Source organism: Synechococcus sp. BDU 130192, from assembly GCF_963876085.1.
GTDB lineage: Bacteria > Cyanobacteriota > Cyanobacteriia > Cyanobacteriales > MRBY01 > MRBY01.
The window spans coordinates 55,002-72,701 of record NZ_CAWNNO010000022.1; the positions used below are offsets into that span (position 1 = coordinate 55,002).

General features: G+C 48.6%; 14 protein-coding genes. 9 read left to right on the forward strand and 5 right to left on the reverse strand.

Features of this window, described 5'->3' with window-relative positions; all coding sequences use genetic code 11:
- Positions 1-13 precede the first annotated feature (13 nt).
- The 4 genes from AACT35_RS07060 to nadC all read left to right on the forward strand — a co-directional run bounded on the left by AACT35_RS07060 (position 14) and on the right by nadC (position 3,456).
- Positions 14-805: a hypothetical protein gene (locus AACT35_RS07060; protein WP_143596808.1), complete on the forward strand. Its 792-nt coding sequence runs from the start codon at positions 14-16 to the stop codon at positions 803-805.
- Positions 806-821: 16 nt separating this feature from the next.
- On the forward strand, positions 822-2,132 hold the full coding sequence (locus AACT35_RS07065) for a lipid-A-disaccharide synthase (RefSeq protein WP_099240211.1): 1,311 nt from the start codon (positions 822-824) through the stop codon (positions 2,130-2,132).
- A 143-nt stretch (positions 2,133-2,275) separates the two neighbouring features.
- On the forward strand, positions 2,276-2,587 hold the full coding sequence (locus AACT35_RS07070; RefSeq protein WP_030006144.1) for a DUF2973 domain-containing protein: 312 nt from the start codon (positions 2,276-2,278) through the stop codon (positions 2,585-2,587).
- Positions 2,588-2,592: 5 nt separating this feature from the next.
- Positions 2,593-3,456 (forward strand): carboxylating nicotinate-nucleotide diphosphorylase, encoded by an 864-nt coding sequence (gene nadC / locus AACT35_RS07075; RefSeq protein WP_099240213.1) that lies wholly within the window; start codon positions 2,593-2,595, stop codon positions 3,454-3,456.
- 25 nt (positions 3,457-3,481) lie between these two features.
- Here nadC and priA read toward each other — a convergent pair whose 3' ends face one another.
- A complete protein-coding gene (gene priA, locus AACT35_RS07080) occupies positions 3,482-5,893 on the reverse strand; it encodes a primosomal protein N' (RefSeq protein ID WP_099240215.1) in 2,412 nt (803 codons plus the stop codon).
- Between the two features lie 747 nt (positions 5,894-6,640).
- Between priA and AACT35_RS07085 the strand changes: the two genes are divergently transcribed.
- A complete protein-coding gene (locus AACT35_RS07085) occupies positions 6,641-7,651 on the forward strand; it encodes an RNA polymerase sigma factor, RpoD/SigA family (protein WP_223209856.1) in 1,011 nt (336 codons plus the stop codon).
- A gap of 225 nt (positions 7,652-7,876) precedes the next feature.
- Here the strand turns inward: AACT35_RS07085 and moeB are convergent, their stop codons facing one another.
- Positions 7,877-9,052, reverse strand: a complete 1,176-nt coding sequence (moeB, locus tag AACT35_RS07090) for a molybdopterin-synthase adenylyltransferase MoeB (RefSeq protein WP_099240217.1) — start codon at positions 9,050-9,052, stop codon at positions 7,877-7,879.
- 295 nt (positions 9,053-9,347) lie between these two features.
- On the opposite strand from moeB, the gene AACT35_RS07095 reads away from it, so the two are divergent.
- The gene (locus AACT35_RS07095; RefSeq protein WP_099240219.1) at positions 9,348-10,760 is read left to right on the forward strand and encodes an LCP family protein; all 1,413 of its coding nucleotides are present in this window, start codon (positions 9,348-9,350) and stop codon (positions 10,758-10,760) included.
- Between the two features lie 39 nt (positions 10,761-10,799).
- A complete protein-coding gene (locus AACT35_RS07100) occupies positions 10,800-12,524 on the forward strand; it encodes an FAD-dependent oxidoreductase (protein WP_099240221.1) in 1,725 nt (574 codons plus the stop codon).
- A 6-nt stretch (positions 12,525-12,530) separates the two neighbouring features.
- Here the strand turns inward: AACT35_RS07100 and AACT35_RS07105 are convergent, their stop codons facing one another.
- Positions 12,531-14,060, reverse strand: coding sequence for a YifB family Mg chelatase-like AAA ATPase (locus AACT35_RS07105; RefSeq protein WP_099240223.1), 1,530 nt, complete (start codon positions 14,058-14,060; stop codon positions 12,531-12,533).
- Positions 14,061-14,138: 78 nt separating this feature from the next.
- Between AACT35_RS07105 and AACT35_RS07110 the strand changes: the two genes are divergently transcribed.
- On the forward strand, positions 14,139-14,660 hold the full coding sequence (locus AACT35_RS07110; RefSeq protein WP_099240225.1) for a TolB family protein: 522 nt from the start codon (positions 14,139-14,141) through the stop codon (positions 14,658-14,660).
- 35 nt (positions 14,661-14,695) lie between these two features.
- On the opposite strand, the gene AACT35_RS07115 is transcribed toward AACT35_RS07110, so the two are convergent.
- Positions 14,696-15,469, reverse strand: a complete 774-nt coding sequence (locus AACT35_RS07115) for a hypothetical protein (RefSeq protein WP_339374598.1) — start codon at positions 15,467-15,469, stop codon at positions 14,696-14,698.
- A gap of 65 nt (positions 15,470-15,534) precedes the next feature.
- Here AACT35_RS07115 and AACT35_RS07120 point away from each other — a divergent pair, with 65 nt between their 5' ends.
- A complete protein-coding gene (locus AACT35_RS07120; protein ID WP_030006136.1) occupies positions 15,535-16,935 on the forward strand; it encodes a DNA cytosine methyltransferase in 1,401 nt (466 codons plus the stop codon).
- On the opposite strand, the gene AACT35_RS07125 is transcribed toward AACT35_RS07120, so the two are convergent.
- Positions 16,916-17,647 (reverse strand): SinI family restriction endonuclease, encoded by a 732-nt coding sequence (locus tag AACT35_RS07125; RefSeq protein ID WP_030006135.1) that lies wholly within the window; start codon positions 17,645-17,647, stop codon positions 16,916-16,918. The genes AACT35_RS07120 and AACT35_RS07125 overlap by 20 nt on opposite strands.
- Positions 17,648-17,700: the final 53 nt, after the last annotated feature.

Genomic DNA, 17,700 nt, shown 5'->3' on the forward strand with positions numbered 1-17,700 from the left:
CTAGACTGTTTTCGTGTCTAAGTCTTTTCGCTTACGATCATCTCCTGCTTCGATTGCTAAGGTGCGCCGTTTCAGTCAGCGCCCGCGTCGATGGTTTGCCCTCAGTCGGTCTGTGGATTGGCTTTGGGTGGGCAAAGTTGGCGGATTGGGGGTCGGCATTACTAGTCTTTGGCTCTGGCAATGGCAACTGCTGGTGGCGATCGCCTTGGGAGCCGGGGCAATGGCTGCGATTTATCTTTTTGAAGCTTCGCCTTGGCAGAAATATTTAGAAGAAGGTTATCGACTCTGGCATAGTCGCCACCGACGGTTACTCCTGGCGGGTATAGGCGGCAGTCTCACGGTGTTACTTAGCTATGGGGCGATCGCCTTTTGGCAATCCATGGCGAACCACTGGCTGACCAGTGTAATGCTCCTTCAAGGGTTAATGATTAGTGCGATGTTTGCCCTGATGTTCAGTCGCCACTGGCAGTATCGATCGCCTCAACAACAATTCGAGCAAGCCCTGGAAAATTTAGGCGATCGCAGTAGTATCCGCCGACTCTACGCGATTCGTCAATTGCGGCAGTTATTACAAGAGCAACGATTGACGGTAGAACAGCGCCACACCCTCCACACCTTTTTGCAATTAAGCTGGCAACAGGAACGGGAAAAGCCCCTGCGGGAAGCCCTCCTAGGAACACTGCGCCTCTACACCAGCTCCCAAACCCCATCTCCCCGGCCCCTCCAACTCCAAAAATCCCGCCCTCCCCTCAACCTAACCAGGCAGCAGCAAACCCGCAAATCTTTAGTCAAAGAGCAGGTCTAGGGGTTTTTGAGCAACAATGGCCCAACCCTTTGATCTGATTATCCTGACCAATGGCCCCGGTGAAGTGACCACTTGGCTCCGTCCCGTCGTGCAGGCTGTGCGTGCCCATTGGGGAAGTCTGCCGCGAATTTCTGTGGTCTTGGCTCCCTGTTCCCACAGCACGGGTCAAGAAGCAGTGATCGCCCGCAGTTATCCCGAAGTTGACCGGGTTCAGGCCGCCAAGCATTTTTTTCCGTTTCTGCTCTGGGGGAAAACCGCCGAATCTTGGTCTTGGTTTTCCCAGGGGGTGGTGCTCTTCCTCGGTGGGGATCAATTTTTTCCCCTGGTGATTGGTAAACGCCTCGGCTTTAAAACCCTAATTTATGCCGAGTGGGAAGCCCGCTGGTGGCGTTGGATTGATGCTTTTGGGGTGATGAATGCTCAGGTTCTAGCGAAAATCCCCCCCAAGTACCAGGCTAAATTTCAAGTGGTCGGCGATCTGATGGTGGATATCTCCCAGGAGGCGCAGCAGACTAGTACCTCACCGATCATCGGCCTCTTACCAGGCTCTAAGGGGATGAAACTCGCCCAAGGAGTCCCTTTACTCGTGGCCACCGCCAGTGTGATCCGCCGCCAGCGCCCAGCGGTGAAATTTTTGCTCCCCGTAGCCCCGACCATCACCGTGCAAACGCTACTGCACTATGGCGATCGCCAACGAAATCCCATGGTAAAACGCTTTGCTGCACCTGCCATTGAGCTTTGTCACACCGGGGATCCGCCCTATTTACAAGTCGCCGATGGCACGCAGATTCAACTGGTCACTGACTTTCCTGCTCACCAGGACTTAAGGCAATGTCAACTTTGTCTCACCACCGTTGGCGCAAATACGGCTGAATTAGGCGCTTTGGGCTTGCCGATGCTGGTACTTTTGCCCACGCAACAGTTGGACGCGATGCGTGCCTGGGATGGCATTCCCGGTCTCATTGCGAAAATTCCCTGGTTGGGAACCTGGTTTGTGCGCTGGCTTAATCGACGTATTATTACCCATGCCCGCAAACATCGGGTGCGTTATGCTTGGCCAAATATTTGGGCGAAAAAAGATATTGTGCCGGAGCTGTTGGGGGAACTAGCTCCAGAAACCCTAGGAGCGTTGGTGTTAGATTATTTAGACCATCCTGAAAAACTTAAGGCGATGCAAGCCTCTCTCCAGGCTTGTCGTGGCGAGGCGGGGGCCGCCCACAAATTAACGCTGATGATCGGTGATCTGTTGCACTTAACGACAGTGGATTTAGGCCATCAGCAGCCGCCAGTACACCATAAGGATTCCCGCTTAAACCAGGGAGAATAGTTAAGGATAAATACTTAGCCTTTGGGGATCAAAGGCGATCGCCCTTTGCCAGACGGGAATTTTTTCGAGATAATAGACCTAAGCATAGCGTAGCCCTTTTTTTGCACCGAATTGCTGCTATTGAAGCGAGGCACAGATTAATAATGTTTCATTTCTTGTTTATTTTGGCATTTGGAATTATCGCCACCATCGCAGCGGTGAACTTGGTGCGCAGCTTTATGATGCTGAGTAATGAAACAAGGGTCTACCCGAATTTTCAGAGTAATACCCAAGGAACGCAATCCCAACGGCCCCGGCCGACCCCCCACCCAGAAATGGTTGACGACTTGGGCCAACCGATTAATGAACCGCTATTGGTCGTGCGATCGCTAGATGTAGAAGACGCGAGGCAACGCCTGGACAATTTATACAACTCATCGCCGAGTGGTGAAAATAACCAAGAAGAGGATGCCTAGAACCGATGGCAAGCTTACCCCCTTGGCTTATCGTTGATCCCCTCCTCCAACAATGGTTACAGGAAGATCTCGGACGGGGCGATCGCACGACTCAATCCCTTTTTGCAAATACCCAAGCTCCCATCGGTCAGGCGAAACTGATTTTAAAGGCGGATGGTCAGGTGGCGGGTTTACCTTTAGTGGAACGGGTTTTTCAGTTACTTGATCCCCAGAATTCTAAATTTGAAACGGTTTTATCAGAAGGCAGTACGGGACAGCCGAAGAATTTAATCGCTACGATGACGGCTCCCCTCGATATTTTGCTCATGGGGGAACGGGTCGCGTTAAATATTTTGATGCGCTTGAGTGGGATCGCCACGATGACGGCGCAGTATGTGGAAAAAATTGCTGATTTGCCGACGCAGTTGGTGGACACCCGCAAAACCACTCCTGGCTTACGTCTGCTGGAAAAATATGCGGTGCAGGTGGGTGGCGGGCAAAACCATCGTTTTGGGTTGGATGATGCGGTGATGATCAAGGACAATCACATCCAGGCAGCAGGGGGAATTTCCCAGGCGATCGCCCTTGTGCGGCAAAATATGCCCTATCCTCTAGCGATTGAAGTAGAAGCCGAAACCCCGGAACAGGCTTTTGAAGCGGTGACAGCGGGGGCCGATATTTTAATGCTGGATAATATGTCCGTGGCGATGATGGCGGATTTGATCCCCCCACTGCGGGCCAAAAATCCGCGTTTGAAATTGGAAGCGTCGGGCAATATTACCCTGGAAACCTTGCGGGAAGTGGCGTTGACGGGGATCGATTACATTTCTACCAGTGCGACGATTACCCGTGCGCCGTGGCTCGATATCAGTATGAAAATTACGGCTTAGTTTTTAAAAATTTTTCGCTGAATGGCTAATCGATATATAACGGGTCAACATTAATTGCAAGGCTTACCGGACGCGGGCAAAATTCCCGCAAAAAAGTCAAATCGGGGATCTCGGTTTTGCGCTGGGGAAATTTCAGTACCACCTGCCAACGGTAACGCCGCGCCACTCGGAGAATATTCGCTGGCACAGGGCCAAGGAGTTCGTCTTCGGGTTCGAGCAACGGAAAACATTTTTCGGCGATCGCCTCGGCAGTGTAGCGCACCTGATCATGATTTTCCCCACTAAAGCGCAGCAAAATTAATTTGCCAAAGGGCGGATAGTCCAATTCCTGCCGTTGACTGATTTCCCGCTCGGCAAAGGTCAGGTAATCATGGGTTTTCACCGCTTGAATTACCGGATGCTCTGGGGAATAGGTCTGAATAATCACCTGTCCCGGTTCATCACCCCGACCCGCCCGACCTGCCACCTGGGTTAGGGTTTGAAAGGTGCGTTCCGCAGCCCGATAATCACTTTGATGCAACAGGCCATCCGCCGCAATCACCCCCACTAAAGTCACTTGAGACACATCTAAACCCTTCGTGAGCATCTGGGTTCCCAGTAAAATATCCGCCTCACCCCGCGCAAATTGCCCTAATAAGTCGCGGTGCGCCCCTTTGCGACGGGTCGTGTCACTATCAAATCGCAGACAACGTAACTGAGGAAATTCCTTGGCGATCGCCTGAAAAACCTTTTGGGTGCCGTTCCCGAAAAACTTGAAATAGGGGGAATTACAGCTAGGGCAATGTTTGGGTTGGAGCTGGCTATGATCGCAATAATGACAGCGCAATAGGGGCATACTTCCCTCCTGGACATAGTGGTAGGAGAGGGACACATCACAATGGGGACATTCCATCACATAACCGCAACTGCGACAGGAAACAAAGGTGCTGTGACCGCGACGGGCAACGAATAAAATGCCTTGTTCGTGGGTCTGGGCGATGCGTTCGAGGGCTTGTCGGAGGGACTGGCTAAACAGGGAATAATTACCGACCCGCAGTTCATGGCGCATATCGACAATTTCCACGGGAGGCAGCGGACGAGCATACACCCGCTCAGGGAGAGAAACGTAATGGTAATTGGAGTTTTGGGCGGTTTGAAATTTTACCCAGGTGTCTAGGGCCGGGGTCGCAGAACCGAGAATGAGTGGACAATTTTCCTGTTGCGATCGCCACCGGGCAACGGTGCGGGCGTGGTAGGTGGGAGCGGGCTGATCCTGTTTGTAGCTGCTGTCGTGTTCTTCGTCGAGGATGATCATCCCCAAATTGGGCAGGGGGGCAAAAACAGCGGAACGGGTGCCGATGATAATTTGACTGTCGGGGCGTAACATTTGCCGCCAAGTGTCGTAGCGTTCCCCTTCTGATAAACCGCTGTGGTAAGTTAAAACGCGATCGCCAAACCGTGACCGAAACCGATCCATTAGTTGCGGTGTGAGACCAATTTCTGGCACGAGAATAAGGGCAGATTTTTGCTGGGATAATAGGGGGGCGATCGCCTGGAGATAAACCTCTGTTTTCCCTGAACCCGTCACCCCATGTAACAAAACTTCCCCGTATCCCTGGATGTTTTGAATCGTTTCTAAGGCTTGTTGCTGGGCGGCAGTTAGGGTTTTTGCTTGATCTGAATTTTGATCCGGGGCGCGGTGTAGGCGTAATTTTTCCCGTTCGGCGATCGCCACACAACCGACTTTTGCCATTTTCGTCACCGTTGCCGCCGTTGTTTTCGCCACCCCCACCAATTCCGAGAGCCACATTTCGCCCCCTTCATGGCGTAACACCAGCAAAATTTCCCGTTGTCGTTTGGTGAGCCCTTCCCGTTCGCCTACGTAACTCACCCACTTTTGCCGCTGCCCATGGATGACCTGGGGCGTCGCCAAATATCGTTCTGCGAGGCCCGCCTTTTCCAATTCCTGTATCCCCCGATAGACCGACTTAATCTGTCGTTGGAGGTACTTCACACTGTAGTTCTGGGTTGATCCCCGCTGGAGTAACTGGAAAAGTTGTTGGGCCGTCGGTGGTAAAGAGTCGATGTCGATGGAGGCGAGATCGGTTTTCAAAAGCCGAACACGGGGTTGCGATCGCCGCAATAAACCCGGCGGCAAAGCCATTCGTACCACCGTCATCATATCCGTTTGATAGGCCTGGGCAACCCGCAATAAAAGCTGCCAATAGTGGGACGAAAAAAAGCCCCGCGCGATGATCCCCTGCACCGAACGAATTTGCTCAGGATCTAGTCCCTGGGGGAGCTTTGCAATGAAGCGAATGGCGATCGCCCCCACCTGTTGCGCCCCAAACCCAACCAATACGATATCCCCTGGCACCACCGTCAATTCTGGCGGCACTCCATAGGTAAAAAGCCCCTGAGTATAACCACAATCAACTAAGACCTCAAGCCAATCCAAATCCCCGATCTCCTAAGATTCCCAAAACTCACTGCAAAAGCACTATACCCCATGATTTTTTATCAATTCAAATAAGCATAATTATTTTTCTCTATATACAACCCTAGGTAGAGTGAAGTAAGAAGTAAATTGTGAGAGTTTATCTTTACTAATCAAAACTAAATTTTCTTGAAATTTCCTGGATTACATCACATTAAATAATCCTTAAAAGAAGTGTCGCTGATAAGACAGAGGTCGACAGTCTGCTATGTCAAGCTATTTTGATGGGCAACCGATCTTTTTGGGCTTGGCAAGCAATTTAAGAAAAATTTACACAACTTCTCTGGACAAAAGATCCACTCAACAAAACCTTAATTTTGTATTTAACAAAACCATATTCTACTCAACCATCTGCTACATTAATTCTGAGAAAAGTCTTGGATTTTTCCCAGAAACCTTTACTAATTGCTGCAATTGTTGATTTTTATTAAAAGCTTATTTACATTCCCAGAGCTCAAACAGGTATAACAGTTCTAAGGAATGAACTGTCAGCTCCTTGAAATTGTTTTAGCTGCATCCTGATAAACGATTATTTGGTATTGAATTCTGCTTATTTTTGTTTTTCTTTAGCTAATCCTCGCTTCCCACCACACATCCCCTGACTCTTTATTTCGTAGGATTATGTTCGACACAACCACAACCAACAGTCTTGACCCTGTGTATGCTCAAGATAGCCATCAAGCCACTGAATTAGAATCGAGCAATTCAATGGTTGAAGCGGAATTTTCAGAGACAGAACTCACAAATTTGCGAGGAGTCCGTAGTCGCAATGAGGATACTGTCGGTGCTTTTTTTAAAGAAATGGCCCGCTACCCTCTCCTCAAGCCAGACGAAGAAATTCAACTGGCCCACAGTGTTAAGTTTCTCAATGATGCTGAAGAGCGTCGCCTTGAACTTCAGGAACAATTGGGGCGATCGCCTACCAACGAAGAATGGGCGAGTGTCCTTGGCCTCGAAACGGTTAAACAGCTCAACTCTGCCCTGTACAAAGGCCGGGTGGCGAAGCGGAAGATGATTCGCTCCAATCTGCGTCTTGTGGTCTCCATTGCGAAGCGCTATCTCAACCGGGGTGTACCGTTCCTGGATCTGATTCAAGAGGGGGCGATCGGCCTTAACCGTGCTGCCGAAAAATTTGACCCCAACAAAGGCTATAAATTCTCGACCTATGCCTATTGGTGGATTCGCCAGGCGATTACTCGCACCATTGCTAACGATGCCCGGACAATTCGCTTACCGATCCACATCGTCGAAAAGCTCAATAAACTCAAAAAAGCCCAACGGACGCTCAAACAAAGCCTGCAACGGAATCCAACTGAAGCGGAATTGGCCCAAGAACTCGATATTACCGCTGATCAACTCCACCAACTGCTTCAGCTCCGGCGTCAATCTCTCTCCCTGAACCACCGGGTGGGTAAAGGCGAAGACACGGAACTGGTTGATCTCCTTGAGGATGATGGCCTTCAACTTCCTGAAGAACGGATGAGTGAAGCGATGATGCGCCAAGAACTTTGGGATGTCCTCGGTGACGTGCTCACTGACCGTGAAAAAGAAGTCATTGCCCTCCGCTATGGCCTCTCCTCTGAGCAGCCCCATACCCTCGAAGAAGTGGGTGGAATGTTTAATCTGTCCCGGGAGCGGGTACGACAAATCCAAAGTAAGGCGATGCGTAAGTTACGGCGTCCCCAGGTGGCCCGCCGCCTCAAAAGTTGGCTGTATTGATCCCCTAAATTAATCTTTGCTGGATTTGGCGATCGCCAACCTAGATTATTCCTCCTTTCGCTTTTGCCCCCGTAGCCCCTCTGTAATATTTAAGAGGGGTTTTTTCTATGGTTTATTGCTTTTGTCTCCACAAAAAAACCCGCTTAGTGCGGGCGCGCTTTTTATAAATTAATCATTTCAACAATTTTAGGTAGTTACAGCCTGTAGCCTCATTCCCAAGACTGTCTAGTACAAGGGAACGTTAGCATCAACTTCTTCACTCCAGGCTTTGATCCCACCTTTGACGTTGATGCCTGTAATGCCTGCTTCCTGGAGAATACCGAGAGCTTTCGCTGAGCGGCCGCCCATCTTACAGTGGGCAATTAACTTTTTCCCTTCTGTCAGTAATTCCTTGACCTGATCAACGCCATCTCCTTGCTCAATATCGGGTAGAGGGATCAGAGTTGCTCCCGGAATTTGGGCAATGTCATATTCGTGGGGATTGCGGACATCAATCAAAACATAATCATCAGCATCGCTGTCCAACAATGCCTTGAGTTCTGTAACTGTCATTTCTTCCATAGCTGCCTGCTGTTCTGCCTCCGCTGCCTTTGCTTGGGGAATGCCACAAAACTGTTCGTAATCAATCAATTTTTCGATTACAGGACGTTCTGGGTTGGGACGTAATTTCAATTCCCGGAATTTCATATCGAGGGCATTGAAAAGTAAAAGTCTGCCACTGAGGGTATTTTTTGCCCCAAGGATAATCTTGATGGTTTCTGTGGCTTGGATCGTGCCAATAATCCCTGGTAATACACCGAGGACACCACCCTCTGCACAGGATGGCACCATGCCTGGTGGTGGGGGTTCGGGATATAGATCGCGGTAGTTGGGGCCGCCTTCGTAGTTAAAGACGGTGGCTTGGCCTTCAAACCGGAAAATCGAACCGTAGACATTGGGTTTATTTAAAAGCACACAAGCATCGTTCGTGAGATAACGGGTGGGGAAATTATCAGTCCCATCCACAACGATGTCGTAGCCTTTAATAATGTCGAGGGCGTTACTCGAATTAATCTGGGTCTCGTAGAGATCAACTTGACAAAAGGGGTTGATTTCTAGAATCCGGTTTTTAGCCGATTGGATTTTGGGCTTGCCGACCCAAGAAGTGCCGTGGATGATTTGGCGTTGCAGGTTAGAAAAATCTACAATGTCGAAATCGACCAGACCAATCCGACCGATTCCCGCAGCGGCAAGGTAGAGCAGTAATGGCGAGCCGAGACCACCACTACCGATACAAAGGACACTGGCGGCTTTAAGCTTCTTTTGTCCATCTACGCCCACTTCCGGCAAGATTAGGTGCCGTGAATAGCGTTCGTAGTCATCCTTTGTTAGTTCTATAGTGTCTAAATTAGGATTTAACATTTTTGGGTGTTCTGAGGAAATGTTTTAGAGTCTGCGGTCTGGGGTCACGACCAAGAACACGATTGCAGTCTTTTAGTCTACTGCGTTGTGGGGTTAGATTCTAGGTTAGCTTAAGGGATTGTGCCTTGGGCAGAAAATATTTTGCCCAGGAATAGGCGACGATTGACGAATTTCTTGGTATTTTTTGAGGAAAGCATTGTGCAACACTGCGGCAAATTATATTGACAGGGTATAGTCGCTTTTAGGATTCACTAAGCGGGATAATTTTGTATTAGTCCCTAGGAGAAACGGTCTTATGGTTCACGGTCAGGAAGTTACGAATGGGGATCATCCCCGCAAAGGCTCCACGAAGCTTCTTCGATCACCGCGCCACAATCTCTCCCGCCGCCATAAGCCAAAGTCTAAGGTTTTTTCGCCTTTCGTGCGGGGACTGTCATGGGGGGTTGGGTTTATGGGCACAATTCTCCTATCCGCTTCCCTAGGCACGGCGATCGCCGTCTATACCCCCATTGCCCAATTGGTATTACCTTTTCTGCCAGCTCCCCTGGGAAGCCTTGCCACCGACGGTTTACGGCAATTAGGGACTTACAGCTTGGGCCGCCCCGTGAATGTCCTTGTGATGGGGGTTGATCGCGTCGAAGGAACGGAGAATCCAGAAGCCGAATTTAATGGACGCAGCGACACAATCCTCTTGGTTCGCTTCGAGCCAGAACAGGGACAAGTCAATATGCTTTCGATCCCCCGGGATAGCCAAGTCAGAATTCCCAATGTGGGCATTACAAAAATTAATGAAGCCAATGCCTACGGTGGTGGTCAGTTGGCGGCCCAGGTTGTGAGTGACGCCTTAAATGGTGTGGCAGTTGATCGCTATGTGCGTTTGACCACCGACACTTTTAAGGAGTTGGTTGATGCCGTGGGGGGAGTTAATGTGTTTGTCCCAGCGGATATGCAATACACAGACCAGACCCAGGGCCTAGAGATCAACCTCGAAAAAGGCTGGCAAGTGCTAGATGGAGAACAGGCAGAACAGTTTGTCCGCTTCCGGCAGGATCAATATGGTGACATTGGTCGGGTACAACGCCAACAGATACTCCTCAAAGCGCTCCGGGAAAAAATTCAATCCCCGGCGATTATTCCCCGTCTTCCGGCTCTGATTGGTTTAGTACGTGAACACATTGATACGAATCTAACCTGGGAAGAAATGCTGGCATTGATGAATTTTTCACGACAGCTTGAGCCAGAAAATTTTCAGATGGTGATGCTCCCAGGGCGCTTTAGTGACGTGGGTGAATATAACCGTAGTTACTGGATTATTTCTGACCAGGGTAAAAATCAGGTGATGACAGAATTTTTCGCGGTGGAATCGCCCGTCTGGTCAGCCCCCGGCGAAAATGGCACTTTAACGAACAACGTGCGCATTGCGATTCAAAATGCCTCTGGTTCACCGGGAATGGCGCGGCAGGTGTCGGAATTTTTGCAGACCCAGGGCTTTACGAATATTTATTTATCGAGTGATTATCCAGACCGCCTCGAGCAAACCCAAGTGATTGCCCAACAGGGAAATGTGTCTGGGGCGAATCAACTGCTAGCAAACCTAGGTACGGGCAGGGTTGAAGCTTCTTCCATCGGCGAAATTGAATCGGACTTTACGATCCGTGTGGGCCAAGATTGGCTGGAACAATCCCAGGAATCGTTTGTGTCCAATTAATTTGAAAGTAATTGAATCGATTAGCAACTAAGCAAATTAATGGAAAACTTACGGACGCAGGTCTTGGTGGTCGGGGGCGGCACCGGAGGGACAGCCGCAGCAATTCAATGTGCGCGACAAGGAATTGAGACAATTTTAGTGAGTGAGTTTCCCTGGTTGGGGGGGATGCTCACAGCGGCAGGGGTAGCGGCACCGGATGGCAATGAACTCAAGGCCTGGCAGACGGGACTTTGGGGCGCTTTTCTCCGGGAGCTACAACGGCGACATCAGCAAGCAGGCTTGGATCACAGTTGGGTGAGTATGTTCACTTTTGAGCCGCGAGTTGGGGCTGAGATTTTTGCAGATTGGGTTAAAGCAGAGCAGCAGTTAACCTGGATTGCGGGACAGATCCCCCTGGAAGTCAAAAGACAAGGCGATCGCCTTTGTGCGGTACGTTTTCCAGATTATTGGATTGAGGCGGACATTATCCTTGATGGGACAGAATTGGGGGATCTACTGGCCTTGGGGGAGGTGCCCCATCGCTGGGGTTGGGATTGGTCGGAAAAGTTTCAGGAACCCAGCGCCCCTACTGCTCCCAACGAAATGACACAAACCTACCCGGTGCAGTCGCCCACCTGGGTTTTTTATCTAAAGGAAAAAGGGGGGCAGCCACCGCCTAGCCATGGCGATTTTTCGGCGTTCCAAGGGGCTTGGGAAAAATATGGCCTGGAGCATTTTCTGAATTATGGGGGCTTGCCCAATGGCCACTACATGATGAACTGGCCCCTCGCTGGTAATGATTTTGGTTTGGGGGGCGATCGCCTTTTAGATCCCCAGCAACGCCTTAATTTTTATCGGGAAGCCCAGGCCCACAGTTTGGCGTTTGCGGATTACATTTCCCAAGTATCTGGCGGCCAATATGGCCTAGCGACGGGCGTTTTTCCCCATGACTTGTACGGCGGCAGTTTTGCCCTGATGCCCTATTTCCGGGAAAGTCGGCGTTTGATCGGGACAGAAACCCTTACGGAGCAGCAAATTTTACCCCAGGGTACTGTTGCACCTTTGCCGTTAAATTCAGCCGGAGAAGTCCAGGCGATCGCCGTGGGAAATTACGCCAATGACCACCATTATCCGGGCTTTGAGTTTCCCCTCACGCCAAAGTCGATCCCCTGGGGTGGCCGCTGGACAGGTACTCCCTTTACGATTCCCTACATGGCTCTGTGCTCAGCCACGGTGGAAAATTTGCTTGCCTGTGAAAAAAATATCGCCGTTTCCCACATCGCCAACGGGGCAACACGCTTGCAACCCCTGGTACTCAATCTTGGTCAGGCAGCAGGCCAAGCGGCGGCCCTGGCGATTCAAAATCGGTGCGCTCCAAAAGAGATTGATGTCCGGCAACTCCAAGAAAAATTATTAACGGATAACGTCGCACCCGCAGCAGTGATCCCTTTGTATAATTTGGCCTTTGACCATCCCGAATGGCTGAAATGGCAACGATTTTACCTCGATTATCCCGAACAATATCCTGAAAATGGTTTATGCGATCGCAGGCCGTTTGTCTCAGCACCCACACCCCAGGCAAAACTCTACAGCGGTGAAATTTTTCCCCAAGGTAATTGCCAATATGCGATCGCCTTACCTGATCAGTCGCAACCAATTCAGGTGGTAACCCTTGATCCCCAGATGCACCAATGGCTGGGAAATTTGCAGACTCCCCAAAAAATTCAGGCGATCGGCAGAATTAATAAGGCTGCCCCTTGGTTTGTCCTTGAGGACATTGCCTAAAACCTGCTACTGCATTCGGTCGATGGTGCGGTACTGAATCGCTTCGGCAATGTGGGTCGTTTGGATGGTTGGAGCTGCGGCTAAATCGGCAATTGTCCGGGATACCTTCAGAATCCGATCCATGGCCCGGGCCGATAACCCCAACTTACGGATTGCCCCTTCGAGTAAATTACGACTACCTTGGTCAAGGCCACAATGTTGCCGCAGATCCTTCGTCGTCATCTCCGCATTGCAGTGCACTTGGGGGTGATCCTGGAATCGCACTTGGGCAATCTGTCGCGCCTGGTTAACCCGTTCTGCGACGGTGTGAGAATCTTCACCGACACCCTGTTGCATCATTTCTTCTGGCTTCAGACGATTGACCGCCACCTGGAGATCAATGCGATCCATCAGTGGCCCAGAAAGTTTCGCCCAGTATTGTTCACGAGCGCGGGGACTGCAAGTACAAGCCTGGATCGGGTCACCAAAATAACCACAAGGGCAAGGATTGGTGCTGGCAACGAGGGTAAATTGGGCGGGAAATTCTACTGACTGGCGGGTGCGGGAAATGGTCACAAAGCCATCTTCGAGGGGTTGCCGCAAAAATTCGAGGACATTGCGTTTAAATTCTGTGAGTTCATCCAAAAACAATACCCCCCGGTGGGCGAGAGAAATTTCCCCAGGGCGCGGAAAACTACCTCCACCAACGAGAGAAGGGCCAGAGGCGGAATGGTGGGGGCTGCGGAAGGGGCGTGCTGTTACCAATGTGCCACGATCTTTGAGTAAGCCAGCGACGGAATGAATTTGCGACACTTCTAGGGCTTCATCGAAGGACAGTTTCGGCAGAATACCTGGTAATCTTCGAGCCAGCATTGTTTTTCCGCTACCGGGTGGCCCCACAAAAACGAGATTATGGCCCCCAGCGGCGGCAATCTCCAGGGCACGACGGGCCAGGGTTTGACCTTTGACATCTTTGAGATCGGGGACGAGGTGGGCGGCTTTGGCGATCGCCTCTCGGATATCGATTTTTACAGCTTGATGCCCATGGGGTGCCCCCAACAGATCCACCACTTCCTTTAAATTTCCACAGCCATAAACCGTTAAACCCGCTACCACTGCCGCTTCCTGGGCGTTAGCAGTGGGAACGACCATCCCCTTAAACCCCAATTTTTGGGCGGCGGCGGCGATCGGTAAAACTCCCGCCACAGGCCGGAGGGTGCCATCGAGGGACACTTCCCCCAGGAATAAAAAATCTTCCAGGAGCGTTGTTTCAATTTGTTCCGTCGCGGCCAAAATGCCCACACTAATGGGAAGATCAAAACTAGGGCCTTCCTTGCGGAGATCGGCGGGGGTGAGATTGACTAAGATTTTGCGCACAGGGAAGCCGAAGCCAGAATTTTTGAGGGCGGCCTTGACCCGTTCCCGGGATTCTTGTACTGCTGTATCCGGCAGTCCGACCACCATCATTTTCGGTAAGCCGCCGGAAATATCCACTTCCACCCCGACCCTGAGGGCATCGACCCCGACAATGGTGGCACTCCAAATTTTTGCTAGCATGGCTCTGTTTTAGTGTGCTGTTAGGACAATATTATAGAAAAATTGGCGATTGCCCACCCTTTGATTTCCCTTTGACCTATGCGCTATGTTCCTTTTCTACGCAGTTTTCTCCTTGGTAGCCTCGGTTTGCTGCTCCAGAGCTGCGTTGGTTATCCGCGCATTGTTAATTTTCCCGTTGATCCCGGTGGCCGCAGTTTAAATAGTCGAGCCCTCGAATTTGACCCGGCAATCGCCGAACCTTACCTTGTTTTCGCTTCAGACCGCAACGGCTCCCAGGATATTTACCTATTTGATACCAGTACCAGGCAAACAATCCTGTTACCGGGTTTAAATGCCCTGAATGAAATTGCCTCCCATCCTGCCGTTTCTGAAGATGGTCGCTACATTGTGTTTGCCGTCAATCGTCGTGGCGAATCTGATATTTATCTCTATGATCGCGAGTTTGAACAAAAGCGGAATCTAACCGATAACTTAAACCAAGAAGTGCGTAATCCAACCATTAGTGCTGATGGGTCTAAAATTGCCTTTGAGGCCGCTGAAAATGGCCAGTGGGATATCCTCGTTTATGATCGCAATGGCCGCCAATTGGATGTCGAATAATATCTCCTGACAGCTAATGCAGCACCAACTGATCACTAGAGTGTAGCGTAGTAGCACTTGGTTTCGGTTTCGGTGTGACTCAAAATGACGCTGAGGTCTTCAAGGATTTCTAGGCAGTTTTGAATCGTTTCTAATTTTTTGCGCTTGTGCCTTTGAAATGGGCGGCAATTTTGGGTAATTGTCCATTCGCCGCCTTGGGTACGCAATAAATCTCGGATCGCGGCGAGTTGGTCTTTGAGTTTTGTCGGGAATTTTTGTTGTTCAGGAGGGGCAATAACGGCTTCTTTTGTTTCCTCTTCTACGCCAATACCTTCAATGACTTTCTGGGTGACGACTTGATCGGGGGCTTGATATTCGGGACGGAGCCAACGGACAAAACCATTACGTTCTTCTTCGGCTCGTTCTGCATTGAGATCGACTAATCTTTGCAGGATGGTTTGTTCGAGTTGTTCTTTGGTTTTGGTGTTGTTGGTCTCGGTTTGACACCCCTCTAAATCTCCCATCCCTCCGCCTTCGGCACCTCCCTTGGGAAGGGAGACAAAATCACCATAGACTTTTTGCCACAGGGGAATCAGATCTTCCCAACCGTAGGCGCGGAATACGGCTTGATCGAGGTCGTCGTGGATTTGTTTGAGGGTGGTGATCAGGGCCTTGTTGTTAAATTCTCTGTCTGCATCGGTGAAGGGTTCGCCACTCCGCATTTTTTCGAGGCAGTTATACATGGCGGTAATGGTGACTTCAGGATGGGCGGCTTGGACTTGTTTGCGGTAGCTTTCTAAAGCCATACCACCTAATTCTAGACAAAACATCACCAGTAATGCTTATCCAATGCTAGTATGGGTACGCATTTTTAGTTTCGAGAAAGAAATATTCTATGCGTACCCATCTCACAATCAAAACTGCAGCCAAGCAATTACAGGTAAGTGAGCAAAGAGTTAGAACTCTATGTCGTGCCGGAAAAATACAATCTAAAAAAATCGGCAATATGTGGTTACTGGATGAGGGTAGTCTACAAAACTACGGATTACGTTCAGGTAATTTAGTAGCAGAAGATCGTCAATCGTATTCTATTAATTCTTCTTCCAAACCAATTGCTCTCAGTTTTTTTTCTGGGGCTATGGGGCTAGATCTAGGGATTCACAAAGCTGGTTTTGATATTCGTTTAACTTGCGAAATAGATAAATTTTGTAGACAAACTATTGCTCTAAACCAGCCTGATGCAGCATTGTTGGGTGATATCCTTCAGTATAATGCTTCAGAAATCAAATCAGCTGCAGGCTTAAAAAAAGATGATGATATTGATTTGATTATTGGTGGTCCTCCATGCCAAGCTTTTAGTACTGCTGGAAAACGCCAAGGGCTTAATGATAGTAGAGGAAATGTTTTTTTGAAATATGTAGAGCTATGTCTCGATTTAAGACCCAAATATTTTGTCATCGAAAATGTTAGAGGTCTATTATCTTGCCCTTTAATACATAGACCCCATGATCAAAGAGGGGATAATTTCCCACCACTAAATGATTATGAGAAAAAAGGCGGCGCACTCAATTTCATTCTTCAAAGAATAAAAAATTCAAACTACTCTTTCTCATTCAATCTCTATAATTCGGCTAATTTTGGAAGTCCACAAATCCGTGAAAGAGTTATTATAATTTGTTCGCGAAATGGTGGGAGACCACCTTTCTTGATTCCAACACATTCTCAAAATGGTGAATTCAGCTTACCAAAATGGAAAACATTTCGTTCATGTACTATCGGGATTAAAGAACACCATCATTTAAATTTTCCAGAAAAAAGATTGAAATATTATCGATTGCTTAAGCCTGGTCAAAATTGGAAAGATTTACCCATTAGTTTACAAAAGGAAGCGATGGGTAAATCATTTTACTCAGGGGGAGGAAAAACAGGCTTTTTTCGCCGTCTTGCATGGGATAAACCGTCACCCACTTTGGTAACACATCCAGCAATGCCAGCAACTGACTTAGCCCACCCTACAGAAAATAGACCTCTTTCTATTGAAGAATATAGAAGAATACAAGAGTTTCCTGACGATTGGGAATTATCAGGATCTCTAATTCAGCAGTATAAGCAGATTGGTAATGCAGTACCAGTTAGTTTAGGTTATGCAATTGGAACTTTGATTTTTGATTTATTGCATGGAGTCAAAATTAAAAATTTAGAGGGTTTTAAATATTCACGCTACAAAAATACAAGTGACTTAGATTGGAAGAAAGAAATTACTGAGCAAAAACAGCTTACATTGAATTTAGTTTAGCTTTCTCTGTAGCAAGATATGAAGCAACAAACTTTTTAAATCCATCTTCACTCAGATCATATCCTTGCATAGCATCCGGAAGCTTATCCCAACGAGTAAAACTTGTCCTTCCTTTTTTTATATCTTTTGAGAACGAACGAAACCATTTTTGAATGTTGCTTCCATCTCTTATCGCACTGCTAGAGGAATTCTCAGAGTTATCTCTATTTTTTATTTGGAGTAATATCCAACTACCGTCATTTTGTCGATAAATGAAGTCAATAGCTCTCACAAAATCACCACAACACCAGCTCCAGCCATAATCTTTTAGCTGTTCATGAATATAACGCTCAAGCAAGTTGCCGACGCAATTTTCTGCACACATAGAGTATTGGTGCTCGATTTTTATTTCTTGACATTTTTCGGGACTATAACCGTAAGCTTTTTCCATAATAAATGAAACCATTTCGTCTGGAACAGTACTGGGTGCTGCCGGAAAATCAGACCGTCTGTATGCAGAAAAATAGCAAGAAGCTAATATTTTTAGACCTTCTTCTGTATTTACATCTGGCTTATTCGGCTTAGTCTTACTCGTTCTCCAAGATAATTGCTCAGGAAATTCCGACAAAAAATCACAAATATCAACGAATTGATTGATCAAAGATTCGCTGTCGTCGTTTGTACTACTTTCATGTTTTGCTATTTGTTTAGCTATCGTCCGATTAAAAATCAACTTTAACTCTCCTCATTATTGAGTGAAGAAATTGTACATTACTTTATTTGTGA